Annotated in this window: 24 protein-coding genes; 16 read left to right on the top strand and 8 right to left on the bottom strand. The window is 63.5% G+C overall.

Annotation, left to right across the window (positions count from 1 at the left end; genetic code table 11):
• Nucleotides 1-27 precede the first annotated feature (27 nt).
• The 8 genes from flgK to BPNPMPFG_RS15120 all read left to right on the top strand — a co-directional run bounded on the left by flgK (nucleotide 28) and on the right by BPNPMPFG_RS15120 (nucleotide 6,693).
• Nucleotides 28-1,482, top strand: coding sequence for a flagellar hook-associated protein FlgK (gene flgK / locus BPNPMPFG_RS15085; RefSeq protein ID WP_258596242.1), 1,455 nt, complete (start codon nucleotides 28-30; stop codon nucleotides 1,480-1,482).
• A 3-nt stretch (nucleotides 1,483-1,485) separates the two neighbouring features.
• The gene (locus BPNPMPFG_RS15090) at nucleotides 1,486-2,529 is read left to right on the top strand and encodes a flagellar hook-associated family protein (RefSeq protein WP_258596243.1); all 1,044 of its coding nucleotides are present in this window, start codon (nucleotides 1,486-1,488) and stop codon (nucleotides 2,527-2,529) included.
• A gap of 30 nt (nucleotides 2,530-2,559) precedes the next feature.
• Nucleotides 2,560-2,907 (top strand): flagellar biosynthesis regulator FlaF, encoded by a 348-nt coding sequence (flaF, locus tag BPNPMPFG_RS15095; RefSeq protein ID WP_258596245.1) that lies wholly within the window; start codon nucleotides 2,560-2,562, stop codon nucleotides 2,905-2,907.
• Complete coding sequence (gene flbT, locus BPNPMPFG_RS15100) at nucleotides 2,904-3,350, top strand: flagellar biosynthesis repressor FlbT (RefSeq protein ID WP_258596246.1); 447 nt, start codon at nucleotides 2,904-2,906, stop codon at nucleotides 3,348-3,350. Before flaF ends, flbT begins: the two co-directional genes overlap by 4 nt.
• Nucleotides 3,350-3,757 (top strand): flagellar hook assembly protein FlgD, encoded by a 408-nt coding sequence (gene flgD / locus BPNPMPFG_RS15105; protein WP_258596247.1) that lies wholly within the window; start codon nucleotides 3,350-3,352, stop codon nucleotides 3,755-3,757. Before flbT ends, flgD begins: the two co-directional genes overlap by 1 nt.
• Before the next feature lie 21 nt (nucleotides 3,758-3,778).
• Entirely contained in the window at nucleotides 3,779-4,045 is a 267-nt protein-coding gene (fliQ, locus tag BPNPMPFG_RS15110; protein WP_258596249.1) for a flagellar biosynthesis protein FliQ, read from the top strand.
• Between the two features lie 240 nt (nucleotides 4,046-4,285).
• A complete protein-coding gene (locus BPNPMPFG_RS15115) occupies nucleotides 4,286-5,929 on the top strand; it encodes an MFS transporter (protein WP_258596250.1) in 1,644 nt (547 codons plus the stop codon).
• A gap of 116 nt (nucleotides 5,930-6,045) precedes the next feature.
• The gene (locus BPNPMPFG_RS15120; protein ID WP_258596251.1) at nucleotides 6,046-6,693 is read left to right on the top strand and encodes a hypothetical protein; all 648 of its coding nucleotides are present in this window, start codon (nucleotides 6,046-6,048) and stop codon (nucleotides 6,691-6,693) included.
• Between the two features lie 43 nt (nucleotides 6,694-6,736).
• On the opposite strand, the gene BPNPMPFG_RS15125 is transcribed toward BPNPMPFG_RS15120, so the two are convergent.
• Together BPNPMPFG_RS15125 and BPNPMPFG_RS15130 are read right to left on the bottom strand one after the other, a co-directional pair.
• Entirely contained in the window at nucleotides 6,737-8,518 is a 1,782-nt protein-coding gene (locus BPNPMPFG_RS15125) for a chloride channel protein (protein WP_258596253.1), read from the bottom strand.
• A gap of 180 nt (nucleotides 8,519-8,698) precedes the next feature.
• Nucleotides 8,699-8,998, bottom strand: coding sequence for a putative quinol monooxygenase (locus tag BPNPMPFG_RS15130; RefSeq protein WP_258596255.1), 300 nt, complete (start codon nucleotides 8,996-8,998; stop codon nucleotides 8,699-8,701).
• A 134-nt stretch (nucleotides 8,999-9,132) separates the two neighbouring features.
• Here BPNPMPFG_RS15130 and flhA point away from each other — a divergent pair, with 134 nt between their 5' ends.
• Genes flhA through BPNPMPFG_RS15145 form a run of 3 tightly spaced genes read left to right on the top strand, consistent with a single transcriptional unit; the run spans nucleotide 9,133 to nucleotide 12,358 of the window.
• The gene (gene flhA, locus BPNPMPFG_RS15135; RefSeq protein WP_258596257.1) at nucleotides 9,133-11,220 is read left to right on the top strand and encodes a flagellar biosynthesis protein FlhA; all 2,088 of its coding nucleotides are present in this window, start codon (nucleotides 9,133-9,135) and stop codon (nucleotides 11,218-11,220) included.
• On the top strand, nucleotides 11,217-11,969 hold the full coding sequence (gene fliR / locus BPNPMPFG_RS15140; RefSeq protein ID WP_258596258.1) for a flagellar biosynthetic protein FliR: 753 nt from the start codon (nucleotides 11,217-11,219) through the stop codon (nucleotides 11,967-11,969). Before flhA ends, fliR begins: the two co-directional genes overlap by 4 nt.
• 2 nt (nucleotides 11,970-11,971) lie before the next feature.
• Nucleotides 11,972-12,358: a hypothetical protein gene (locus tag BPNPMPFG_RS15145; RefSeq protein ID WP_258596259.1), complete on the top strand. Its 387-nt coding sequence runs from the start codon at nucleotides 11,972-11,974 to the stop codon at nucleotides 12,356-12,358.
• A gap of 1,461 nt (nucleotides 12,359-13,819) precedes the next feature.
• Here BPNPMPFG_RS15145 and BPNPMPFG_RS15150 read toward each other — a convergent pair.
• Genes BPNPMPFG_RS15150 through BPNPMPFG_RS15165 form a run of 4 tightly spaced genes read right to left on the bottom strand, consistent with a single transcriptional unit; the run spans nucleotide 13,820 to nucleotide 17,421 of the window.
• Nucleotides 13,820-14,722, bottom strand: a complete 903-nt coding sequence (locus BPNPMPFG_RS15150; protein WP_258596260.1) for an ABC transporter permease — start codon at nucleotides 14,720-14,722, stop codon at nucleotides 13,820-13,822.
• 3 nt (nucleotides 14,723-14,725) lie between these two features.
• Nucleotides 14,726-15,538, bottom strand: a complete 813-nt coding sequence (locus tag BPNPMPFG_RS15155; RefSeq protein ID WP_413776858.1) for an ABC transporter ATP-binding protein — start codon at nucleotides 15,536-15,538, stop codon at nucleotides 14,726-14,728.
• Nucleotides 15,523-16,485, bottom strand: a complete 963-nt coding sequence (locus BPNPMPFG_RS15160; protein ID WP_258596770.1) for an ABC transporter substrate-binding protein — start codon at nucleotides 16,483-16,485, stop codon at nucleotides 15,523-15,525. The genes BPNPMPFG_RS15155 and BPNPMPFG_RS15160 overlap by 16 nt, the downstream gene beginning before the upstream one ends.
• A gap of 30 nt (nucleotides 16,486-16,515) precedes the next feature.
• Nucleotides 16,516-17,421 carry a dipeptidase gene (locus tag BPNPMPFG_RS15165; RefSeq protein ID WP_258596261.1) on the bottom strand — a complete coding sequence of 302 codons (906 nt, stop codon included), beginning with the start codon at nucleotides 17,419-17,421 and terminating at the stop codon, nucleotides 16,516-16,518.
• 212 nt (nucleotides 17,422-17,633) lie between these two features.
• On the opposite strand from BPNPMPFG_RS15165, the gene BPNPMPFG_RS15170 reads away from it, so the two are divergent.
• The 5 genes from BPNPMPFG_RS15170 (at nucleotide 17,634) to BPNPMPFG_RS15190 (ending at nucleotide 21,150) form a co-directional block, all read left to right on the top strand.
• Entirely contained in the window at nucleotides 17,634-18,566 is a 933-nt protein-coding gene (locus BPNPMPFG_RS15170) for a LysR family transcriptional regulator (RefSeq protein ID WP_258596262.1), read from the top strand.
• A gap of 445 nt (nucleotides 18,567-19,011) precedes the next feature.
• Nucleotides 19,012-19,551 (top strand): rod-binding protein, encoded by a 540-nt coding sequence (locus BPNPMPFG_RS15175; RefSeq protein WP_258596263.1) that lies wholly within the window; start codon nucleotides 19,012-19,014, stop codon nucleotides 19,549-19,551.
• Between the two features lie 98 nt (nucleotides 19,552-19,649).
• Nucleotides 19,650-20,075 carry a hypothetical protein gene (locus tag BPNPMPFG_RS15180; RefSeq protein ID WP_258596264.1) on the top strand — a complete coding sequence of 142 codons (426 nt, stop codon included), beginning with the start codon at nucleotides 19,650-19,652 and terminating at the stop codon, nucleotides 20,073-20,075.
• A gap of 82 nt (nucleotides 20,076-20,157) precedes the next feature.
• Nucleotides 20,158-20,673, top strand: coding sequence for a hypothetical protein (locus BPNPMPFG_RS15185; RefSeq protein WP_258596265.1), 516 nt, complete (start codon nucleotides 20,158-20,160; stop codon nucleotides 20,671-20,673).
• Between the two features lie 192 nt (nucleotides 20,674-20,865).
• The gene (locus BPNPMPFG_RS15190) at nucleotides 20,866-21,150 is read left to right on the top strand and encodes an SCP2 sterol-binding domain-containing protein (RefSeq protein WP_258596267.1); all 285 of its coding nucleotides are present in this window, start codon (nucleotides 20,866-20,868) and stop codon (nucleotides 21,148-21,150) included.
• 71 nt (nucleotides 21,151-21,221) lie between these two features.
• On the opposite strand, the gene BPNPMPFG_RS15195 is transcribed toward BPNPMPFG_RS15190, so the two are convergent.
• Complete coding sequence (locus tag BPNPMPFG_RS15195; RefSeq protein WP_258596268.1) at nucleotides 21,222-21,830, bottom strand: GNAT family N-acetyltransferase; 609 nt, start codon at nucleotides 21,828-21,830, stop codon at nucleotides 21,222-21,224.
• 97 nt (nucleotides 21,831-21,927) lie between these two features.
• Nucleotides 21,928-23,061: an ornithine/lysine decarboxylase gene (gene odc2, locus BPNPMPFG_RS15200; RefSeq protein WP_258596269.1), complete on the bottom strand. Its 1,134-nt coding sequence runs from the start codon at nucleotides 23,059-23,061 to the stop codon at nucleotides 21,928-21,930.
• Between the last annotated feature and the right edge of the window lie 367 nt (nucleotides 23,062-23,428).

Here is a 23,428-nt window from a genome sequence, read left to right on the forward strand (position 1 = left end):
GACGGGCACCGCCCGCGAAAGATACGCATGTCGCTGTCTACTGCACTGAGCATCGCCCAATCGGCGCTTATGAACACCGCCCGGCAGACCAGCGTTGTCTCGCGCAACGTCGCCGACGCCGACAACCCGGACTATTCGCGCCGCCAGGCCGTCGTCACCAGCACGGCGCCGGGCGCGCGTTCGGTTGATATCCAGCGCGCCACCAACGATCTGCTGTTCCGCCAGAATCTCGGCGCATTGTCGGCCTGGAGCGGCCAGAGCGCGCTTTACAGCGGCATGGATCAACTGGGCATATCGGTCAATGGCGTCGACAATGCGTCCTCGCCCTCGACCGCGATCGGCAATCTGCAGAAGGCGCTGCAGCTCTACGCCACCTCGCCGTCCAACCAGAACCTCGGCGCCAGCGTCATCGACGCGGCCAAGCAGGTCGTGCGGTCGCTGAACGAGGGCTCCAAGGCGATCCAGGATTTCCGCACCCAGACCGACAGCCAGATCGCCACGGGGGTCAACGACCTCAACTCGCTGCTCAACCAGTTCCAGAATGCCAACACGGCGGTCATCTCCGGAACCCGTTCCGGTACCGATGTTTCCGATGCGCTCGACCAGCGCGATGCGCTTTTGAAGAAGATTTCGAACTATGTCCCGGTGTCGACCTTCACGCGCGGCGACAATGACATGGTCGTCACCACCGGCGACGGCACGACGCTGTTCGAGACCATTCCGCGCACGGTCAGCTTCGCGCCATCGGCCGGCTATGTCGCCGGTGCCGCCGGCAACGCCGTCTATATCGACAATGTGCCGATCTCGGCGGGAACGGGCGGCAACACCAGCGCCAGCGGCAAGCTTGCCGGCCTGCTGCAATTGCGCGACGGCGCCGCCTCGACCATGCAGAGCCAACTCGACGAGACCGCGCGCGGCCTGATCACGGCCTTTGCCGAAACCGCACCTTCGATGCCCAATGCCGCCGGCCTGTTCACCTGGTCCGGTGCGCCGGCCGTGCCGGCAGCAGGCACGCTGGTCAACGGCCTTGCCGGCTCCATCAGCGTCAATGCGGCGATGGACCCGAGCACCGGCGGCAATCCAACACTGCTGCGCGACGGCGGCGCCAATGGTGCTGCCTATGTCGCCAACACCGGCGGCGGCGCTTCCTATTCCAACCTATTGGTTGCCTATGGCGACAGGCTCGACCAGCCGATGACCTTCGACCCCGCCGCCGGGGTTTCGGCGACGTCAAGCGTTTCGGACTACGCGGCCAATTCGATCGGCTGGTTCCAGGGCGTGCGCCAGCAGGCTTCGACCGCCTCCGACGCCAAGGAAGCGTTGGCATCGCGCAGCGCCGAGGCGCTGTCCAACGCCACCGGCGTCAATGTCGATCAGGAAATGTCGCTGATGCTCGACCTCGAACACACCTATCAGGCATCAGCCCGGATGATGAAAACGGTCAACGATATGATGACGGCCTTACTCAGCGCGGTGGGATAATCCATGACTTCAGTCTCGTCAGCCGCCCTATCGAACGCCATGCGCTCCCAGCAGATGCGCATGCAGGTCGACCTTGTCAAAGCCACGAAAGAGTCCTCGACCGGCAGGGTCGCCGATGTCGGCCTGGCTCTCGGAGCGCGCACCGCGCAGTCCGTCACCTTCTCGCGCGACCTCGACCGGCTCAACGTCATCATCGACTCCAACGGTCTGGTCGGCGCCCGGCTTTCCTCGACGCAGACCTCGCTTGGCCAGCTCTCCACCGCGGCGCAGTCCTTTCTGTCCAGCCTGACCACCGCCTCATCAAGCGATTCTTCCAACAACCTCACCCGAGATTCCGGCAAGGCGACCATCCAGCAGCTGACCTCGATCCTCAACACCAGCGTTAACGGCGAATACCTGTTCGCCGGCACCAACACCGACGTCAAGCCGATCAACGACTTCAACGCCGCCGGCTCTCCCGCCAAGGCGGCATTCGATGCCTCCTTCGTCGCCAAGTTCGGTTTTACCCAGGATGACCCGGCAGCGGCCAACATCACTGCTGCCCAGATGGACGACTTCATCACCAACAACGTCGTGCCGCAGTTCATAGGCCCGGGCTGGCAAGGCAACTGGTCGAACGCCACCGACCAGCAGATCGTCAGCCGCATCGCGCTGAACGAAACCACGCCGACTTCGACCAGTGCCAACAGCGCCGGCATCCAGAAGCTCGCCATGGCGGCAACCATGGTCGCCAGCCTGATGTCGAGCAACATCAGCCAGGCCGCGAAGAATACGGTCGTCAGCCGCTCCACCGCGCTGGTCGGCGAAGCACTGAGCGGCATCGGCCAGATTCAGTCCCAGACCGGCATCGTCCAGAAGCGGGTTTCCGATGCAAACGACCGCATGAAAACGCAGGTCGACCTCTTCGAACGGCATATTGTCGATCTGGAGGGCGTCGATCCAGCCGAGGCCGCGACCCGCGTCGCGAATCTGACGCAGCATATCGAAAATTCGTTTGCGCTGACGGCACGCCTGCAACAGCTCAGCCTGTTGAAATACCTGACCTGACAACGCTTAACGGAACGGTAGAGCCCAACGATGTACCAATTCTCCTACGCCGACATCCAGAGCACCTCCGTTGCCGACGCGAAGGACCGTGAGCGGCAGATCCTGACCCGCTCGATCGACATGCTGTCGGCGGCGGCGGTCGCCGGCCACGCCTCGATGGAAGCTATCGAGGCGCTGCGTTTCACCAACCGTGTCTGGACCACCTTCGTCGAGGATCTCGGCTCCAGCGACAACGCCCTGCCCAAGGAACTGCGGGCCAACCTCATTTCCATCGGCCTGTGGCTGCTGCGCGAGACCGAGGACATTCGCCAGGGCCGCACCAGCAATTTCGAAGGGCTGATCGAGGTGTCCCAGATCATCAGGGACGGCATTCAATGACCAGTACGCTGAAGATATCCCTGAAGCCGAACGAGAAGATCTACGTCAACGGGGCCGTCATCCGCGTCGACCGCAAGGTCACGGTCGAATTGATGAACGATGTGCAGTTCCTGCTCGAGAGCCACGTCATCCAGGCCGACGACGCTTCGACGCCGCTCAAGCAGCTGTATTTCATCTTGCAGGTCATGCTGATGAATCCGGCTGGCGCGGCCGAGGCGCGCGACATGTTCCGTCGCTCGCTGCCGCTGCTGCTGGCAAACTTCGAGGACAACCAGATCCGCGCTGCGCTGAAACAGATCGACCGCATGGTCGGCGAGGATCATATCTACGAGGCGCTGAAGGCGATCCGCGCGCTCTATCCGCTCGAACGCCGCGCGCTTGGCGGCAATGACGATGTTCCGGGTGCCGCTGCGCGCCCGCTGGCTGTGGGAGCACGATACTGATGAACGTGGACATGACGACGACGATACCGGTTGGCGCCAACCAGACCAGCCAGCAGACCTCCAAGACTGCGGTCGACTACCAGTCGTTCCTGAAGCTTCTGATCGCCGAGATGAAGAACCAGGATCCGACCAAGCCGATGGACTCGACGCAATATGTCGCCCAGCTCGCCACCTTTTCGCAGGTCGAGCAGTCGGTGCAGACCAACACCAAGCTCAACCAGATCATGCAGTCGTCGGCGCTGTCGCAAGCCGATGCGCTGATCGGGCGCTCGATAACCTCCGCCGACGGCACGACGACCGGCACGGTGGCATCGGTGCGCCTCGCCAGCAGCGGCCTCATCGCCGTGCTAGCGAACGGCACCGAAGTCGCGGTCGGCCCCGGGGTCTCGGTCAAGGCCGCGAGCTGACGTCCCGGCAGGCCAGTCCCCATGAACGAGGCCGACGCTCTCGACATCGTCCAGTACGCGGTGTGGACGGTGCTCACCGCGTCCGCTCCGGTGGTGCTGGTCGCCATGGTGGTCGGCATCGGCATCGCCCTCATCCAGGCGCTGACTCAGGTCCAGGAGATCACCTTGACCTTCGTGCCGAAGATCGTCGCCATCATGCTGGTCGTGGCCCTGACCGGTCCTTTCATCGGCGGCCAGATATCGGCCTTCACCAACGTCATCTTCGAGCGCATCCAGAACGGGTTCTGAGCAGTTCGACGAAAACCGCGCCGCTGCTTTGTTGGCGAAACGCGGTATTCGCGACGCGCGCTGAACCATCAGCGACCCGGATATGGCGCGAGGCGAGACGTGGACCGCCTCTATCCCATTGTTGGACCATGACCTTTTTCGAAAGGTGTTCGCCCTTTGCATTGCCATGCCCTACTTTCGGCAAATGATCTGCGCAAACGGATCATCTGACGAGCAGGCACGACATGGCAGGGACCTCCGATGATTGACGAAAAGCCGGACAGCGAAAGCGTCTCGGCGCTGGCGCCCTTCCGGCACGGCATTTTCCGCGCCGTATGGGCCGCAAGTCTCGTCTCGAATTTCGGTGGCCTGATCCAGGGCGTCGGTGCTGCCTGGATGATGACCACGATCGCCACCTCGCCCTATCAGGTGGCTCTGGTCCAGGCTTCGACCACCTTGCCGATCATGCTGTTTGCGCTTGTCGCCGGCGCCATCGCCGACAGTTTCGACCGGCGCAAGGTGATGCTGGTCGCCCAGACCTTCATGCTGGTCGTCTCGGTGCTTCTGACCCTGTTCACCTATAGCGGCTTGATCACGCCATGGACGCTGCTGGCCTTCACCTTCCTGATCGACAGCGGCACGGCGCTCAACAGCCCGTCCTGGCAGGCCTCCGTCGGCGACATCGTTCCCCGCAACAAGGTGCCGGCCGCGGTCGCGCTCAACTCGATGGGCTTCAACCTGACCCGCAGCGTCGGCCCGGCGATCGGCGGCATCATCGTCGCCGCGGCCGGTGCGGCGGCCGCCTTCGCGGCGAACGCGGTGAGCTATATCGGCCTGATCGTCGTGCTGGCGCGTTGGAAGCCGGACCTGCCGGTGTCGACCTTGCCGCGCGAATCTCTGGGTGCGGCCATGGGCGCCGGCCTGCGCTATGTCGCCATGTCACCCAACATCGGTAAGGTGCTGGTCAGGGGCGCCGCCTTCGGCTTCAGTGCCGGCGCCGTGCTGGCGCTCTTGCCGCTGGTGGCGCGCGACGTCGTCAAGGGCGACGCGCTGACCTACGGCATCATGCTTGGCGCCTTCGGCATCGGCGCGGTCGGCGGCGCGCTGATCAGCGTGCGGCTGCGGCAGCTGCTCTCCAGCGAGACGATGGTGCGCTGTGCCTTCGCCGGCTTCGCCATCTGCGCCTTCAATGCCGCCGTCAGCCATCAAGCCTGGCAGACGTCGCTCGGCCTGCTTGTCGGCGGTGCCTGCTGGGTGATCGCGCTGTCGCATTTCAACGTCACGGTGCAGATGGCGACACCGCGCTGGGTGGTCGGCCGGGTGCTGTCGGTCTATCAGACCGCGACCTTCGGCGGCATCGCGCTCGGCAGCTGGATCTGGGGCGTCGTCGCCGATGCGCATGGCGCCGAGACCGCGCTGATCGCGGCCAGCATCGCCATGCTGGCTGGCGGCGCCATCGGCCTGCTGCTGCCGCTGCCGCAACAGCAGGTGCTCAACCTCGATCCGCTCAACCGCTTCAGGGAACCGCACCTCGCGCTCGACCTGAAGCCGCGCAGCGGCCCGATCGCCATCATGATCGAGTACATCATCCGCGGCGAGGACGTGCCGGAGTTCCTCGCCATCATGGCCGAGCGAGGCCGCATCCGCCGCCGTGACGGCGCCCGCAACTGGACGCTGGCGCGCGACCTTGAAAATCCGGCGATCTGGATCGAGCACTATCACACGCCGACCTGGATCGAATATGTCCGCCACAATGGACGCATTACCCACGCCGACGCCGTCATCGGCGAGCGCGTGCGGGCGCTGCACAGTGGCGACGAGCCGCCGCGCGTGCGGCGCATGATCGAGCGACCGACGACCGCCGGCACCGCGCTCGTGATGGCCAAAGGACCGATCGAGCATTAGTCCAGAGCCGGCGACTTGGAGTAAGAAAGAGCAGAGTCCGACCGGAAGCGGGCTTTCTCAGCAAAACCCGAGTGCCTATTAACGTCGCATTAGCCCGCTTATTCCAACATAGACGGATGAACATCGATCCGCCCAGCGCGGTTTTCGGCCGACGCGGGCGCGAGGTCCGCGCCCCGGTCGCGTTGGCTGACCGTGCGGTGAGACCGGCGCGCGCTATCGGCCATATCGCGTATCTGTTTGGGTTGATGGGCCTTTTGCTGGTCGTCGCCGTCGCAATCTTCTGGGCATTTCCAGCCATCGAAAAGCTGAATGCGGAAAGCGCGCGGGCGGAGCAAAGCGTAGTCAAAATTGTCAACCAGCCGATTACCCACCTACCCCGCTCTGGGCAATTTACGGTGTTTTCGCCAGGCTGGTTTCATCCAGGCGCCATAAAGCCGGATTTCAACAATGTTGATATCCGCGCCACGCAAGAACGCTCGTATGTGGACCATGTCACATCCGACCTGAACCCGTCGGAAATGTTCGTCGGAAGTGAACTCGAGTTCAACGCGATGACCAAGTATTTCTACACCGACCTGACGCTGCCCAAAAAACGCCTGTCCGCCGCCGAGATGGTCGAGATCAACGGCCTCTATCGCGTTATCGGCCACGACGACCAGGCGGTATTGATGCGATGGTTGATGATAATCGTCGTCGTCGGGTTTTGTGTCGGATCCGCGTTGCTTCTGCTGATCCGTCGAACGCGTCGACTGTCGACGGGGTGATCGGTACCTTCGCTGGGTCCGGGGCGCTTTTGGGTGACATGCATCAACCTTCGCCCGACAGGTCCCTGCGCGCCTTGTCGAGTTCCTCGGCATAGCGCCGCATCAAATGGCCTTCGGTCAACAGCCCCAGCACGATGCGATCGGTAAAATCCTCGACCACGGCGAGCTCTTCCGCGCCGGCGCGCTGGAAGGTCTCGGCGGCGGACTGCACGTTCATGCTGGGCACCAGCACCGCGTCCTTGAACTGGGCGAGATCGCGCACCGCCACCTCGCCATCGGAAGGATCGCTGTGCAGTTCGGCCACGATCAGCACGCCGACATAGTGATCGCCCGGATCGACGGCGATGACGCGCTGCGCCGAACCGAGCGGCACTTGCCTGCGGAAGGCGGCCAGCGTCGTCGAGGCATAGATGGTCTTGATGTCCTTGCGCATCATCGAGCCGACGGTGAGATTGCGCATCCAGCCGACATCGTGGGCGCTGCGGATTGTCTCGCCGCGCAGATGGAAGCGCCATGTCGAGAAGGAATAGCCGAACGTTTCGCGCACCAGGATGGCGGACATGATCGAGGCGGCCAGCACAACACCCGTCAGCGTCAGGTCGCGGGTCGATTCCAGCGCCAGGAAGGTCATCGTCAGCGGGCCGCCGACGACACCGACGGCGAGCGACGTCATGCCGACGACGGCGGCGACGGCCGGGTCGATGCCGGTCGCCGGCGAGACGAGCGCCATCACACCGGCAAATGCCTTGCCGAGCAGCGCGCCCAGGAACAGGGAGGCGAAGAACAGCCCGCCGCGAAAGCCCGAACCCAGGGAGATGGCGGACGCCGCCAGCTTCAACACGAAGACGCTGGCCACCACGGCCAGCCCGTAATTCATCGAGAATTCGCGATGCAGCGCGCCATGGCCGCTGGACAGGACCTGCGGCGTGACCAGCCCCAGCAGTCCGACGATGACGCCGCCGATGACGGGGCGCAGCGACGCATCGATCGACAGCCTGGCGAAACCGCGTTCGATCAGCGTTACCAGATGCATGATGGCGATCGAGGCCGCCCCGCCGAGCAGGCCAAGCAGCAGGAACGGCACGTACTGGCTGGCGGTGAGCGCCGGCAGGCCTGAAAGCTCGAGCGGAAACGGCACCCCGCCAAACATCTCGGCGGTCAGCGAGGCCGAGATCGCGGCGGTCATGACCGGCGCGACATTGGCGACAGAATAGATGCCGATGACCAGTTCGAAACCATAGAAGGCCCCGGTCAGCGGCGCGTCGAAGGCGGCGGCGATGGCGCCGGCGGCGCCGCAGCCAACCAGGATGCGGACATCGTTGCGGCGCAGCCTGAAGATGCGCGCCAGCCGCGATGCCAGGCCGGACCCGACCTGCGTATAACCGGCCTCCAGCCCCACCGAGGCGCCGAAGCCGCTGGAAATCATCGTCTGGCCGACGATGATGAAAGTGTCGGTCAGCGACATGCGGCCGCCATAGAGCGCGTTGGCCTCGATCGGGTCGATCGGAGTGCGGAATTTCCGCAGTCTGAGCCAGATCACCGTCAGCCCGAGCAGGATGCCTCCGATCGCAGGTATCAGCGCCTGCAACGGATTGGCGAGCGAGAACATGCCGGAAAGCCGTCCGCCGGGCTGAACGCCGAACAACAGCCCGTGCAGGTCCTGCACGATCTGGCTCATCGCTGTGACCAGGACCCCCGCCATCACCCCGACGACGCCGGCCAGAATGACCACCGCGATGCCGCGCGCCTCGAGCAGCGGCAGCGATCTGATCAGCACCGCGCGCAGCCGGCGGGCATAGACTTCGCTGTGGTTTCTGGAAAGCACTGGGGCGGCTCGCCGATATCGATAAAGGCAGTGGAAGGCCCGCTGATACGCCCGGCGGCACGGCATGGCAACCACAATGCCGACATGAAAGGCGCCATTGTGGCACCGGGCCGGCCATTGCTGCTTTTGCTGGAACGCAACCGGCGCCGCCGTCGGCTGACGGGCCGGTTGGCAGGTCGATCAGGTCGGCATGGGCTCGCCAGCTTCATAGAGCACGAGATTGCGCGCGCCGATGCCAAGTGCCGGCCAGCTCGAGCGCCAGTCCGCGATGTGCGGTGAGCGGAAATGTGCGTCGAGCGCTGCCCTGTCGCTCCAGACTTCCGTGACCCGGATGAGCTCGGCGTCGAACACATCCTGCGCGTAGGAATATTGGACGCAGCCGGGCTCGGCGCGACTGGCCGAAACCATGCGCTCCATTGCGGGCTTTGCCTCCTCGAGCTTTTCCGGCGGCAGGCGGACGGCGCCAATGATCAGAAGCATGCAGTTTCCTTTCGAAGGTGCGGTCTCGGAGGTGCGCTTTGAGGCGCAGTAGCCAGTCTCCCACCCTCGCGCAAGCTTGGCCGGTTAGGGTTTGACACCTGTCGCGCGCGGCGGACTTGGCATTTGGGGACGACATGGCGATCAGCGAAAGCATTCAGCCCGGCGCGGTGGCCAAGAACGGCCGCGACGTTTTCTTTGCCATCGGCATCGTCATCATCCTGGCCGTGCTGTTCCTGCCGATCCCGGCCTTTCTCATCGACATCGGCCTCGCCTTCTCGATCGCGCTTTCGGTGCTGATCCTGATGGTGGCGTTGTGGATCCAGCGGCCGCTCGATTTCTCGTCGTTCCCGACCGTGCTGCTCATCGCCACCATGCTGCGGCTGTCGCTCAACATCGCCACCACGCGCATGATCCTGTCGCATGGCAACGAGGGGACGCACGCCGCCGGCTATGTCATTGCCGGCTTCTCCAAGCTGGTGATGGCCAGCGACTTCGTCATCGGCCTCATCGTCTTCATGATCCTGGTCGTGGTGAACTTCATCGTCATCACCAAGGGCGCCACGCGTATCGCCGAAGTCGGCGCCCGCTTTACCCTCGACGCCATCCCCGGCAAGCAGATGTCGATCGACGCCGACCTTTCCGCCGGCATGATCGACGACAAGACGGCGCAGCTGCGCCGCCGCGAACTTGAGGAAGAATCCTCCTTCTTCGGCTCGATGGACGGTGCCTCGAAATTCGTCCGCGGCGATGCCATCGCCGGCCTCATCATCACCGCCATCAACATCGTCGGCGGCATCGCCATCGGCTATATCAGGCACGGCATGGGCATGGGCGAGGCCGCCGACGTGTTCATCAAGCTGTCGGTCGGCGACGGTCTCGTCACCCAGATCCCGGCGCTGATCGTCTCATTGGCCGCCGGCCTGCTGGTGTCCAAGGGCGGCACGCGCGGCTCGACCAACCAGGCGGTGTTCGGCCAGCTCGGCGCCCATCCGCGCGCGCTTTACGTGGCGGCATCGCTGCTGGTGCTGCTCGGTCTGATGCCCGGCCTGCCGCTGTTTCCATTCTTTGCGCTGGCTGCCGGCATGGCGGGTCTCGGCTACATCATCCCGATGCGCCACAACCGCGTCCTCGCCGAGGCCGAGGCGATCAAGGACCAGGAGAAGGCAACCAAGGTCGAAGAGGAAAAGAACTCGGTCAAGGCCTCGCTCGCCACCGCCGAGATCGAGCTCCTGATCGGCAAGCAGCTTTCGACCCGGCTTCTGGTGTCGCATCAGGAACTGGTCTTCCGCATGGGCAAGATGCGCAAGAAATTCGCCACCCAGTACGGCTTCGTCGTGCCGGAGGTGCGCGTCGCCGACGATTTCGCCATCCCGCCGAAGAGCTACCAGATCAAGGTGCACGGCACCGTGGTGGCCGAATACCAGATGCGCGTCGGCGAGATCATGGTGCTGCTCGGCAACCGCGACATACCCGAAATACCGGGCGAGGAAATCCGCGAGCCGGCCTTCGGCATGCGCGCCTATTCCGTGGTCGAAGCCTTCGCCGAAGATTTGAAGCGCGAGAACTACACCTTCGCCGACAACATGTCGGTGCTGCTCACCCACCTCTCCGAGGTCATCCGCAACAACCTGCCGCAGCTTCTGTCCTACAAAGACATGAAGGCGCTGCTCGAACGGCAGGACCAGGAGTACCGCAAGCTCGCCGACGAGATCTGCACCACGCACATCTCCTACCCCGGCCTGCAGGCGGTGCTGAAGCTGCTGCTCGCCGAGCGCGTCTCGATCCGCAACCTGCATCTGATCATCGAGGCGATAGCCGAGATCGCGCCGCATGTGCGCCGCACCGAGCAGATCGTCGAACACGTCCGCATCCGCATGGCGCAGCAGATCTGCGGCGACCTCTCCGAGAGCGGCGTGCTGAAGGTGCTGCGCCTCGGCAACCGCTGGGATCTCGCCTTCCACCAGAGCCTCAAGCGCGACGCCAAGGGCGAGGTGCGCGAATTCGACATCGATCCGCGCCAACTGGAAGAGTTCGGCCAGGACGCGACCAAGGCGATCAAGAAGTTTCTCGAAGCCGGCGAGCGTTTCGTGCTGGTCACCGCGCCCGATGCCCGCCCCTATGTGCGCATGATCGTAGAGCGGCTGTTCACCACACTGCCGGTGCTCAGCCATGTCGAAATCGCCAAGGGCGTCGAGATCAAGGTGCTCGGAACCATCTCGTGAGTGTGCTGTCGCAAGGCGTCGTCATCGCGGCGTTCCTCGCCTTCTGCCGCATCGGCGCCTGCTTCATGCTGATGCCGGGCCTGTCCAGCGCCCGCGTTCCGGTCCAGGTCAGGCTGTTCGTGGCGGTCGCCGCCACCGGCGGCCTGCTCGCCTTCCTGTGGGACCGCATCTTTCCCTTCGTCGATCCGCGCCCGCAGATCCTGGTGCCGATGATCATTTCGGAACTTCTGGTCGGCGGCCTGATCGGCGCCATGACCAGGCTCTACATGGAAGCCTTGCGCTTCATGGGCTCGGCCATCGCCATGCTAATCGGCTATGGCGGCTCCGGCGGCCCGGCGATCGAGGAGCCCGAACCGCAGGCGGCGCTTGCCGCCATCATCTCGTTCTCGGCGCTGTTGATGCTGTTCGTCTTCGATTTCGATCATGAGATCATACGCGCGCTGGTGACGTCCTACACCGTCGCGCCGGTCAACATCTTCTTCAACCCGCAGGCAGCGCTCGTCGATGTCACCGACACGGTGTCCGACACCTTCTTCCTGGTCATCCGCCTCGGCAGCCCGTTTGTCGCCTATGCCATTCTCGTCAATCTGACGATCGGCTTCGTCAACAAGCTGACCCCGCAGATCCCGATCTACTTCATTTCCCAGCCCTTCATCATCGGCGGCGGGTTGATCATCTTCTATTTCGCCGTCGGCACCATGCTGTCGCTGTTCGTCAACGGCTTTGTCGACCTGACGCTGGCAAGATAGCCATGAGCACACGCAAGGACCGCCTGAAGAAACTGGTCAAGGTGCAGGAACAGCTGAAGGCACTGCACGAAACCCGCCATGCCACTTTCCTTGCCGCGGCCAGCACGGCCGAGGCCGAGGCCAGGGAACTGGTCGGGCATTTCGACCAGGCCGATTCCCTCTCCCGCCTGTTTCCCGAACTTTACCATCGTCGCATCGCCAGTGCGGTCGGGCGCCAGGAAACGAACCTCGCAAGCGCCAGGCAAGAGGCCGGCCTCATCGCCACTGCCACCGCGCGCACCAACATGGTCGAGCGCGCCTACAAGGACATCCGCAACCGCGACGAACGCGAACGCTCCGACCGCGAGCGGCTCGACCTGATCGCGCAGAAGCGGGAGAAGGAGGAGTAGCGAAGGGTGTTCTGCTATTGACCCCAAACGGACCTAGTCTTTCATTCGGCAAACGGCGACTATGCGCCTCATAGTCGCCGTCCGCCGATCCCCTCGCCAAGCCTGGAAGCTGCCGTACGTTCACCTTCGGCCGGCGGCTAACATGGACATTTCCGCCCGACAGCTTTTGACAAGATCGGCGTTGATAGCTGCCTATCGCGAGGCCAGCCGAAATGCGGATTTGGTTGCGCTCTGGCGGTAACATCATGCCGTCGATTGGGCGCAAATGAAAATCCGTATGGACGAGGCGACCCTCGCGAATGGCGACATCAGGTGCACCAAGGTCCGGAAATGCTCGACTTCGCTGAGGCCGTCCTCAAGTCTGACAGGTCACGCTTCGTTGACTGAAATGGGGTCGCCGAATTGCAAAAGAGATTTGAGGGGACGACATGATAGACGACGAAGCAACGCCCGCCAGCGCGCGGAGGGCTCAACCCACCAAAACGTAACCTACGCGGCGCGTCGTTGAGCGAAGTGGAGACCCGAACGGGCTCGACGAGGGTCGACGGCAGTCACGATGCTGTGGTGGTGATCGCAGTAGACGCGATCCGGCGAAGTCGGCCCAGCACAAAAACGGTAACCGCCGGGTACTGATGGGTCTTCGCTCACCGGGAAGCGGCACTGATAGACGCCTAGCTGAATGAGGGGGACGTCTCTCGAAGTCAGTCTGATATTTTCAGGCATGATGGTTTTCAGGTTCCTAGTTCATAAGCCGATGCCGGCTGACGGCCGCAGCGCGACCCCACCGAGGCCAGCTTCTCTCGTTTGGAAGGCTATAGACCACCATATGGTGTTGGTCGCAGCATCAATGAAGTCCGAGGCCCTGCTATACGAAGCCAATAGTTTGCGACTTAAGGCCACACATGCGCGAGTAAGAACGTATAGGCTACCTCGGGCACCAGCCCTGCCGGGGTTTGTCGGCGGCGGGGGTGTAGCGGCTTTGTGGCGCCCCTGAGAGGCGCGCCCAGCCGTTCACGCTCAGGACCGTGATAGAAGGGGCTCTCGCCCCAAAACCCAAATCGCTCCGAAAGACGGAGTTCGATCCAACGGTGATCTTGTTCATTGTCCGTGTTGCGAATGGCAGCAATGCGCCTCAAAACTGGCCATCGAATAGCTCGATGCTCGCTCCCGAAAGCAGACATGACTGTCAGCCGGACCAAAGGAACCTTGGGGAATCAGAGTGCTGCCGGCAGCACTGAATTGCCCGAGGCGTCGAAGAGGATGGCCTTGGCCGGGTCGGCGGCAGCCCGGCTTTCCCCGATAAGCAGCGCCTGGTCGCTATTGAGCACCGCAAGTCAAGGGCCCCCGATGCCAGTTCGCGTTGACGATCGTCGCGTTCCCGACCAGCGGGCCGCGACCGTCGCTATGTCCATAGCAGTCGACAACCAACGCAACAGGGGAATGCGCGTAGTCGTCGTCGAACTATGCGCGCATGGTTTCGCGTAGGGCGCTGCGACCGCGCAGCATAGGGAGTCCCAGCGTCACCAATACGAAGGCGGCCGTCACGACCTTCAGGTCGCTTGGCTGAAGTCCGAGCGACAGCGCCAGGGACACGAGCTGATAGTAGACCACTGCACCGACGACCGGCGCCAGCAACTGCCGGGTCACGGTTTGCCGTCCGGTGATCGTTTCGCCGATGACCAGGGAAGCAAGGCCATTGATGAGGATGCCGGTACCCATGCCGACATCGGCATAGCCCTGCAATTGCACGATGAGCGCGCCGCCTAAGGCGGTCAGGCCCGAGGCGACACCCAATCCAACGATTGTGTATGTCCAGATGCTGATACCGAGCGATGGCGCCAGCTCCGGATTGATGCCGATGACGCGCAGCGCCGCTCCTGCTTGCGTGGCCAGATGCCAGCGCAGTGCGACCAGAGCCACCACGATCAGCACGGCGAAAGTGGCGACCTGCAGCCGGACGTCGGTGAGGATGGCCGGGTTGATCTGCATGAAGACGTTGTCGGTGTTGAACAAGGCGATGTTCGAGCGGCCGAGGACGCGCATGTTCACGCTGTAGAGCGCAGTGAAGACCAGGATGCCTGCCAGCAGCGAATTGATGCGAAAACGCAGGTGCACCAGCGCGGTTGCCGCGCCGGCCCCGACACCGGCGAGCATCGCGATAACGGTTGCGAACAGCGGTGGATATCCCGTCAGCAAAAGTGTGGCGCAGACGCAGCCGCCGAGCGGAAACGCACCTTCGCTGGTCAGGTCCGGAAAGCTCAGTAACCGGAACGGGATCATGATGCCGAGCACCAGGAACGAATAGATGAGGCTTTGCGACAGCGTCACCGGCACGAGATTGAGATAGGCGTGGATCACGTCCATGGGTCAGGTTCCGAGCAGCATGCGGTCGTTTTCGATTCTGAACTTTTCGACGAGATCGGCAGGCGTGAGCGTTGCCTTCTCTGTGCCGCCGATGTCGTCGCGGATGCGGCCGGCGTCCATCATGACCAACCGATTGCCGGTCTCGATCGCCTGGCGCATGTTGTGGGTGACCATCAAAGTGGTGAGCGACTGCTCGGCGACGATCCGCAAGGTCGTCGCCATGATCAGGTCGGCGGTGCGCGGGTCCAAAGCTGCCGTATGCTCATCGAGCAACAGCAGCGAGGGGCGCGACAATGATGCCATGATCAGGGACAGGGCCTGGCGTTGCCCGCCCGAGAGCTGGGCTACCGGTGTCGACAGCCGGTCTTCCATGCCGAGCGACAGGCCTGCGAGCAACGCCCGGTAGCGGTCGCGCTTGGCACCGTCGAGATGGCGCGCAAAGCCCCTGTGTTGCCCGCGCTGCTCGGCCAGGGCCAGGTTTTCTTCGATGGTCATGGCCGCCGCGGTACCAATCATTGGATCCTGGAACACACGTGAGATCATGCCGGCCCGGCGATGTGCCGCAAGGCGGGTAATGTCTTGGCCGTCCAGGACGATCGAGCCGCCTTCCGGCTCGATCGCGCCCGCGATGGTGTTGAGCAGCGTCGATTTGCCGGCGCCGTTCGAGCCGATGATCACGACGAAGTCGCCGCGATTGAGCGCCAGATCCACCCCGTCGAGCGCCGGCCGTGCGCTGGCAAGGCCGGCATTGAAGGTTTTGCATAAGCCCGCGCAGACGAGCAGGGGCATGCCCATCGCTATCACTTGAGCAGCCATGGGCTGTCCTTGAGTCCTTCCGGAACCGTCAGGCCGACGGCTGCAAGTCCCTTCGGGCTGACATAGGCGTCGAAATCGTCACCTTTGGGAACATAGGGCGCGATGTCGGCCGGCTTTTCGCCCTTGAGAATTCGGTCGGCGATATCGGCGGCATGCTCGCCGTTCTGGCGATAGGAGATGGCGTGGAAGCCGGCGAGCTGGTCCTTGAGGTCGGGAGCGTAGACCGAGTTGAACAGCGGCAGCTTGATCCGCTGCGCCACCTGCGCCACGACCGGTACCGAGGTCTGCACAACGTTGGACTGGATGAGGAAGATGGCGTCGACCTGTCCGGCGAAGGTCTGGACACGCTGGGGCAGGTCGTTGGGATTGTCGACCGGCACGCCGACGACCTCGATCCCGGCCTTGGCCGCCGCCTTCTGGATCAGCTCCATATTGGAGGTGTCGTTGTCTTCGCCCGGATTGAACAGGGTTCCGACCTTCTTGACCCCCGGCAACACCTTCTTGAGGTAGTCGAAGGAGGCATCGAAATCGGGCAGCATGGACGCGCCGGTACTCCAGGCCGAACCGTGCTGCCAATCCGGCACGATGCCTGCCACGACCGGGTCAACGACCGCGCCGAACACGACTGGGATCGACTTGTCGGTGATGCCGCGCACCGCTGCCTGGTTGAGCCCGGTGGTGATAGCGAGGATAAGCGCCGGATGCTTGGCCTCCACCTGCTGCAGTATCTGCGGAACGAGGCTTCGGTCGAAATTGGCGTGCTGGAAGCCGTAGGTGACGTCCTTGCCTTCGACATAGCCCAGTTCGGTCATCCGGGCCTTGAAGCCTTCGGCGACCTGATTGAGCGCGGGGTGTTCGCCGAAGCTGGCGATTTCGATCCGTTTCGGGTCGGCATGGGCAAGGCCATGCCCGGCTGTGGCCAAGACTGCCGCAAGCAGCCACTTCATCAATTTCACGACGCGCTCCTTAGGTTGGGTTTACACGGTGGACGGACGCCAGTTCTGTTCGGCGACCCGCAGGAAATTCTCGCCCAGCACGCCAAGGATGGCGGCTTCCGAATAGCCATGGCGTTCGAGGGCTTCGACGATCTCGGGCAGGACCTCCGGCTTGACGTCGGCCCAGGGCGGGCGCGGATAGCCGCGCAACGCCATCATCGGACCGGAGTCGTAAAGCTTGGTCATGAAGGGCTGGTAGAAAACGGTGTCGAGGCCGAGGCCGACATGTTCGGGCCCTACGAGCTGGGCAACGTAATCGATATGACGCATCAGGGCTGAAACGTCCGAACGGTTGTCGTCGGTCAGGAAGGCACCGATGGAGTTGATGCCGACCACGCCGCCGCGCCGGGCAAGCGCCTTGATCTGGACGTCGTCGATGTTGCGCTCGTGGTTCTTCAGCGCGCGGACGCTCGAATGGGAAAATACCACCGGCTTTTCCGACAGTTCGATGATGTCGAGCGACGTGTTGATGCCGGCGTGGCTTGCGTCGAGCATCATGCCGACGCGGTTCGCTTCGGCCACGAAAGCGCGGCCAAGCATCGAGAGACCGGCGTCCGAGGGCTCGTGGCAGCCGTCGCCAAGCGGGTTGCGGGTGTTGTAGGCCACGATCATCCAGCGGATGCCGAGCCGGTACCAGCTGTCGATCATGGCGGGCTCATGGGCGGCTGGGCCGGCGCCCTGCAGGTGGAAGCCTATCGCCATCTTACCCGACTGCTTGGCGGCGCGAATATCGGCCACGGATTCGACGAACTGGTAGTCGTGAGCGCGCTGCTCGAACCAGCGCCGTTGCTGGGAGAGATGGCGGAGCGTGGGCTCCGGCCGGTCCCAATCCGCGCCGATGGTCAGCGAGAGGAAGGAGAAGCCTGCGTCGCGATAGCGGACAAGCATGTCCGGACCTTCATCAAGACATTCGGGAGTCCAGCCCACCGCACTTTCCCAGACGACCGCTTTGTCGATGAGGTTTCTGGCTGAAACTGTCACTTCGTCCACACCCGATGAGCATTGAAGTTCATGGCGTCAGCTAATCGGCAATCTCGTTGTTGCGCTATTGTCGGGAATGGGTTTGATTGTTTCATACTTGAAACAATTTAGGTCCAGTCATGCCGACCGCACCCGACCCATTCGATCTGATGATTTTTGCGCGTGTTGCAGAGACGGGAAGCTTCAGCGCCGCGGCCGAACGGCTTGGCCTGCCGAAGTCGACCGTGTCCCGGCGCATCTCCGTTCTCGAGAGCCAGCTCGGCGAGCGCCTGCTCCAGCGCACCACACGCCGCAATTTCCTGACCGAGATGGGCCAGCGCATCCTCATTCCGGCCGAACAGATCATCCATGAGGTGGATGCCGTCATGGCGGTCGCCGAACACCGGCAGGTGACGCCCTCGGGACGGCTGCGCGTGTCCGTCCCCGGCGACCTGGCCGCGATCTCGCTCGCTCCGATGCTGGCGGATTTCAGCAAGGCCTACAGCGAAATCCAGCTCGAACTCGACCTGTCGCCTCGCTATGTCGACGTGATCGGCGACGGCTTCGATCTCGCCATCCGGATCGGCGGGGAAACCCAGGATCTTCAGTTGACCACCCGACATCTGGTCGACCTTGGTATCGGTCTTTACGCGTCGCCGCTTTACACGGACCATGCCGGGGCACCCGACACGCCCGAGGCACTGGCACGGCACGACGTCCTCGTGCTGCTCGCCGACGGCCTTCCGGTGAGCTGGTTGCTGAACAGGGACGCTCTTTCGGCTCCGGTCGACATGTCGGGCCGTCGGGTATCGGCGAATTCCTATGAACTGCTCTTCCGCCTAGCCCGGTCGGGCGCGGGCATCACCGCGATGCCGGACCTTTTCGCGCGGCCTTATCTCGCTGCCGGCGAACTCATCCGCATCCTGCCTGAATGGCGGTTGCCTCCGGCCATGGTGCGCGCCGTCTTCCCGAGCAGGCAGCTTATGCCGCGCAAGACACGGGTCTTCATCGACGCGTTGCTCAGCCATCTCAAGCCGCGCCCATTGAGGTCGGCACAGTCGCTGTCACCTTAGCCGGGTATTGCCTGCGGTGGCGTAGGACTGGGTTGCGGGGGCCTGCAACCATCTCAGGCGCGATGCCAATTCGTGCAGCGCAGCCGTCAGCTCAGCGCCACAAACCGAGGCTGAAGTTGGAGTGGTGGAATGTCCGGTTAAGATGCGTCTGTCCACCCGATCGGGCGAACGATCGAAGAACTCTTGTGGGGCCGGAAGCTGCCGGTCCGCTTTCGGGTGGGTTCGGCAGAAAGCAGTCGTTCCGTTTACGGCCCATATTGAGACGTTTAGCACCTCGGGTGCTAAGCGTCGGCTCATGGCGCCAAGCAGGCAACCGATCACATGCCCGTGTTCCGCTTCCCTTCTCCCGCGCAAGCCTGCCACAAGCTTGTTGAGGCATTGTCTGGCTAAGGAAACCGGCAAAAGGCGGACTTTCTTGGCGATCTCTCCACCCAGCGACATCGTTATGGATGTGGCCCGAGCCGTCGACCCGACGGACATCGAGGCCGCCCGTGTCGCGCTGACGAAGCGGGCCAGTGGTGTTGCCGGGACGTTCTCGGTCGATACCGCCGCGTCGGTCGATGCCGGCTCGATCCTGTCGCGCGCCACCGCCGACAAGGTTGCGACGACCGACCCTACCAAGAAATTCAAGAAGTTCGAAGCGATGGTGCTGCAGACCTTCATCCAGAACATGCTGCCCAAGGACACCGAAGGCGTCTATGGCAAGGGCCTGGCCGGCGACATGTGGAAATCGCAGCTCGCCGAACGCGTCGCCGACGTCATGGCCGAGCACGGCGGCATCGGCATCGCCAAATCGATGCTGGCCGACCACTATCTCGAAGGCAAGCGCGTGGTGCCGGTTGGCCCAGTTTCGGGCGGACCGGAAAAGACCGAGATCGATCAGCAGAACAGCCTGTCGACCTCGCTGGTCCACGAATTGCAGCGCAAGGCCGCGCGGTCGATCACCGGTGACGAAACGACCATCAGGACGGACATCAAGATCTAGAGCATCTTTCCCGCAAATGCGACCGGTTCCGGGAAAGATCATGCTCAAACACTGAGATAGCGCGTATCCGAGTTCAATCTAACGAGACCAGGATTCTCATGGCCGATATTCCGGAATTCACCGCCAACCTGCCAGCCCGAACGACCGCGTCGGAAGCGCCGATCCCGTTCGCCCGGCCTGGAAACCTCGCCGCCATCATCGGCCGCATCGAGCAAGTGGTCGAGGAAGAAACGGCCGGGATCCGCAACACCACCAACTATGATCTCAAGGCATCGAACGCCCGCAAGAGCCGCTACCTCTACGAGTTGAACCGCGCCATGAAGGGCGGCAGCGAAGCCGAATTCCTCGAACAGCATCGCGAGGGCCTGACCCGGCTGCGCCAGAAGCTGGCCAAGAACGAGGCAGCGATCCTGGCCCACCTCAGCGCGGTCAACGAAGTCGCCACCCTGCTGCGGCACGCCATCCAGCGCGCGCAAACCGACGGCACCTACTCCGCCGGCGAGTTCGGCTGGGCGAAGGCATGATCCCGTACCGAAGGACGGCGGCGATCGTGCTCCGGCAGGCAGACTCTGCCGCGTCACGCTCGCAAGGGAATGACAAGGCCTGATGATCAAGGTCATCGCCATCGCTGTCTGGATCTGCGCCGCCACGCTCGGCGCCGTGTTCTATTCGTTCCAGGCGGCCGGCGAGCGCGGCGTCGGCAAAACGCCGAAGCCGATGCTGGGCGGGCTCGACTACGTCAAGACCGACGTCATTTCGGTGCCGCTGATCCGCAATTCCTCGATCGACGGCTATTTCCTAACCAAACTCGTCTACACGGTGGAACCCGAGCAGATAAAGAAGCTGTCCATTCCGGCCGAAGCGCTCATCACCGACCAAGTCTATACCTACCTCTACTCCAATCCGCAGATCGACTTCACCAAGAAGGCGACGATCGACCTCGATGCCTTCCGCGCCGCGATCCGCGATACCGTCAACACGCGCGTCGGCGCCAATCTGGTGCATGAGGTTCTGATCGATCAGGTCAATTTCCTGAGCAAGGACGAAATCCGCGACAACTGGCTGCGCCGCAAGAAAAACGAGACGGCGCCGGAAATGACCAAGTCGGTCAAGGGCCATTGAGCTGCCTTCCGTGACGCTGCTTGCGGCCCGATCACACCGGGACGCAACCCGCCGCGGCGATAGGAACCAACCACCGGAATTCGCGTTGACGTAAACGTCAACCCAAAGCTATATGCGACCGTGATCGCGAAACGCGGGCATGGGGCTTTGGGCACCGCTGCGCGACAGGTGCAACCAGACAAGGAGAACAGCGTGAGCGTTCAGGAGATTGCCGAGAAGATCAAGTCGCGGGTGGCAAGCAGCGGTTTCGATCGTTCCGTGAAGTTCGACACCGGCGGCGATGGCGTCATCGTCATCGACGGCGCCGATGTCTCGACCACCGACGCGCCCGCCGATTGCACCATCAAGCTCTCGCTCGACGATCTGGAGTCGCTGATTGCAGGTGACCTGAACCCGACCATGGCCTTCATGACCGGCAAGATAAAGGTCGAAGGCGACATGACTGTCGCCATGGCGCTCAGCCAGTTGATCGGCTGACCGCTTGTCAGACGCACAAACGCCGCCCGACGGGCGGCGTTTGTTTGGATAAAGACACAAGCGCGCCCGCTTCAGGGTGCCTGAAGCGTCAGGGGCGCCGACACCAGCTCGTGCGCCTTCAGCTTGCGGCCAGCGGCCTTCAACGTGCCCTTGGCGCCGTCGAGCGCGCCCTCGACCAGCTCCAGCGCCAGCAGGCGATGCCGCTCATAGGGCCCCGGCATGGCGAGCGAACCGGTCCTGGTGGCCGAGAATCCGAAGCGTTCGTAATAGGCCGCGTCGCCGACCAGCAGGATCGCCGCATGGCCGAGGCGCGCCGCCTCGGCCATTGCGTGGCGCATCAGCGCCGAGCCGATGCCGGCACTCTTCAGCGACTGATCGACGGCAAGCGGGCCAAGCAGCAGCGCTGCCGGACCGCCCTCGCCCAGCCTGACATCCCACAACCGCACGGTGCCGGCAACGGTGCCCGACACATCGCGGGCGACGAAGGCCAGGCCTTCCGAAGGCCGGCGGCCACGCCGCAGCTTTTCCGACGATTTCGTCTTGCGCTTCGGCCCCATGGCGTCGTCGAGCAGCGCCTCGCGCGCCACGGCGTCGGCCGCGGTTTCGGCAACGATGGCGATTTCCCCCTGATGGGAGGAGATCGGCCAGGCACCCTCAACAATGAAATCTGCAATGTCCATTTCCGTGATCCCTAGCGAGCGGATATCTGTTCCACAGGCGAGCCCGGGTGGACGGCAGACGCCCACCTGGGATGATCTGAGCGACTCTTGCGAGCCGTCAGATCACGTAGGATCGGAGAGGCTCAAAGCCGTTGAAGGCGACCGCCGAGTAGGTGGTCGTGTAGGCGCCGGTGCCTTCGATCAGCACCTCGTCGCCGATGGTCAGCGACAAGGGCAGCGGGTACGGCGTCTTCTCGTACATCACGTCGGCCGAATCGCAGGTCGGGCCGGCGAGCACGCAAGGCGCGGTCTCCGTGCCGTCATGCGCGGTGACGATCGGGTAGCGGATCGCCTCGTCCATCGTCTCGGCCAGGCCGCCGAACTTGCCGATGTCGAGGAATACCCAGCGCACATTGTCGTTGGCGGCTTTCTTCGAGATCAGCACGACTTCCGACTTGATGACGCCGGCATTGCCGACCATGCCGCGGCCCGGCTCGATGATGGTTTCCGGGATGGCATTGCCGAAATGCTTGCGCAGCGCCGAGAAGATCGCCTGGCCATAGGCCTGCGCCGCCGGCACGTCACGCAAATAGCGCGTCGGGAAGCCGCCGCCCATGTTGACCATCTTGAGCACGATGCCTTCGTCGGCGAGCGTCGCGAACACCGTCTTGGCGTCGGCGAGCGCGCGGTCCCAGGCGGTCAGGTCGGTCTGCTGCGAGCCGACATGGAACGACACGCCATAGGCGTCGAGGCCAAGCCCCTTGGCATGGCGAAGCACGTCGACCGCCATCGCCGGCACGCAGCCGAACTTGCGCGACAGCGGCCACTCGGCGCCTTCGCCATCGGTCAGCACGCGGCAGAACACGCGCGCGCCGGGAGCGACGCGGGCGATCTTCTCGACCTCTTCGACGCAATCGACCGCAAACAGCCGGATGCCGAGCTGGTAGGCGCGTGCGATATCACGCTCCTTCTTGATGGTGTTGCCGAAGGAGATGCGGGCCGCCGGCGCACCGGCGTCCATAGCCATCTCGACTTCGGCAACGGAAGCGGTGTCGAAGGACGAGCCCATCGCAGCAAGGAGGCGCAGGATTTCCGGCGCCGGGTTTGCTTTCACCGCATAGTAGATCTTGGAATCGGGCAGCGCCTTCTCGAAGGCGCGGAAATTGTCGCGCACGACATCGAGGTCGACGACGAGGCAGGGGCCGGACGGACGTCGGGTGGCGAGGAAGTCAAGGATGCGCTGGGTAGCCATCGGGGTCTCTCCATCAGCGCCTTTCGGCGCGCAATAAGGCTGCGGGACGCGGGCTGTCGGCCTCGCGAACACGCGGTGGACAAAGGCGGGACGGAAATTCATGGAACCAGCCGGTGGAGACCCCGGAACCATGAAACGCCGTCTCGCGGCGGTGAACCTGGCCTTGCCCAGCCTCGGTTCGCTTTGTCTGCCTTGGCTTGGATGGGAGACCCGTCCGCACTGCCGGCAATGAAGGTGTGCCTCTTCAGTAACCCCGGTCTTTGGACGACCGGCAGAACACCAGAAAGGCCCGCACCGTCGTTGCTTCAAGGTGTCCTCGGTCTGGCGGTTGGCCGCTAAACCGACTGGAGGGGTTGGCTCCAGTTAC

The organism is Mesorhizobium sp. AR07 (assembly GCF_024746815.1).
GTDB lineage: Bacteria > Pseudomonadota > Alphaproteobacteria > Rhizobiales > Rhizobiaceae > Mesorhizobium.

Coding starts and splice junctions, on each gene's coding strand:
- flgK (WP_258596242.1), top strand. CDS start 28: ATGTCGCTGTCTACTGCACTGAGCATCGCCCAATCGGCGCTTATGAAC.
- BPNPMPFG_RS15090 (WP_258596243.1), top strand. CDS start 1,486: ATGACTTCAGTCTCGTCAGCCGCCCTATCGAACGCCATGCGCTCCCAG.
- flaF (WP_258596245.1), top strand. CDS start 2,560: ATGTACCAATTCTCCTACGCCGACATCCAGAGCACCTCCGTTGCCGAC.
- flbT (WP_258596246.1), top strand. CDS start 2,904: ATGACCAGTACGCTGAAGATATCCCTGAAGCCGAACGAGAAGATCTAC.
- flgD (WP_258596247.1), top strand. CDS start 3,350: ATGAACGTGGACATGACGACGACGATACCGGTTGGCGCCAACCAGACC.
- fliQ (WP_258596249.1), top strand. CDS start 3,779: ATGAACGAGGCCGACGCTCTCGACATCGTCCAGTACGCGGTGTGGACG.
- BPNPMPFG_RS15115 (WP_258596250.1), top strand. CDS start 4,286: ATGATTGACGAAAAGCCGGACAGCGAAAGCGTCTCGGCGCTGGCGCCC.
- BPNPMPFG_RS15120 (WP_258596251.1), top strand. CDS start 6,046: ATGAACATCGATCCGCCCAGCGCGGTTTTCGGCCGACGCGGGCGCGAG.
- BPNPMPFG_RS15130 (WP_258596255.1), bottom strand. CDS start 8,998: ATGCTTCTGATCATTGGCGCCGTCCGCCTGCCGCCGGAAAAGCTCGAG.
- flhA (WP_258596257.1), top strand. CDS start 9,133: ATGGCGATCAGCGAAAGCATTCAGCCCGGCGCGGTGGCCAAGAACGGC.
- BPNPMPFG_RS15145 (WP_258596259.1), top strand. CDS start 11,972: ATGAGCACACGCAAGGACCGCCTGAAGAAACTGGTCAAGGTGCAGGAA.
- BPNPMPFG_RS15150 (WP_258596260.1), bottom strand. CDS start 14,722: ATGGACGTGATCCACGCCTATCTCAATCTCGTGCCGGTGACGCTGTCG.
- BPNPMPFG_RS15155 (WP_413776858.1), bottom strand. CDS start 15,538: ATGGCTGCTCAAGTGATAGCGATGGGCATGCCCCTGCTCGTCTGCGCG.
- BPNPMPFG_RS15160 (WP_258596770.1), bottom strand. CDS start 16,485: ATGAAGTGGCTGCTTGCGGCAGTCTTGGCCACAGCCGGGCATGGCCTT.
- BPNPMPFG_RS15165 (WP_258596261.1), bottom strand. CDS start 17,421: ATGCTTGTCCGCTATCGCGACGCAGGCTTCTCCTTCCTCTCGCTGACC.
- BPNPMPFG_RS15170 (WP_258596262.1), top strand. CDS start 17,634: ATGCCGACCGCACCCGACCCATTCGATCTGATGATTTTTGCGCGTGTT.
- BPNPMPFG_RS15175 (WP_258596263.1), top strand. CDS start 19,012: ATGGATGTGGCCCGAGCCGTCGACCCGACGGACATCGAGGCCGCCCGT.
- BPNPMPFG_RS15180 (WP_258596264.1), top strand. CDS start 19,650: ATGGCCGATATTCCGGAATTCACCGCCAACCTGCCAGCCCGAACGACC.
- BPNPMPFG_RS15185 (WP_258596265.1), top strand. CDS start 20,158: ATGATCAAGGTCATCGCCATCGCTGTCTGGATCTGCGCCGCCACGCTC.
- BPNPMPFG_RS15195 (WP_258596268.1), bottom strand. CDS start 21,830: ATGGACATTGCAGATTTCATTGTTGAGGGTGCCTGGCCGATCTCCTCC.
- odc2 (WP_258596269.1), bottom strand. CDS start 23,061: ATGGCTACCCAGCGCATCCTTGACTTCCTCGCCACCCGACGTCCGTCC.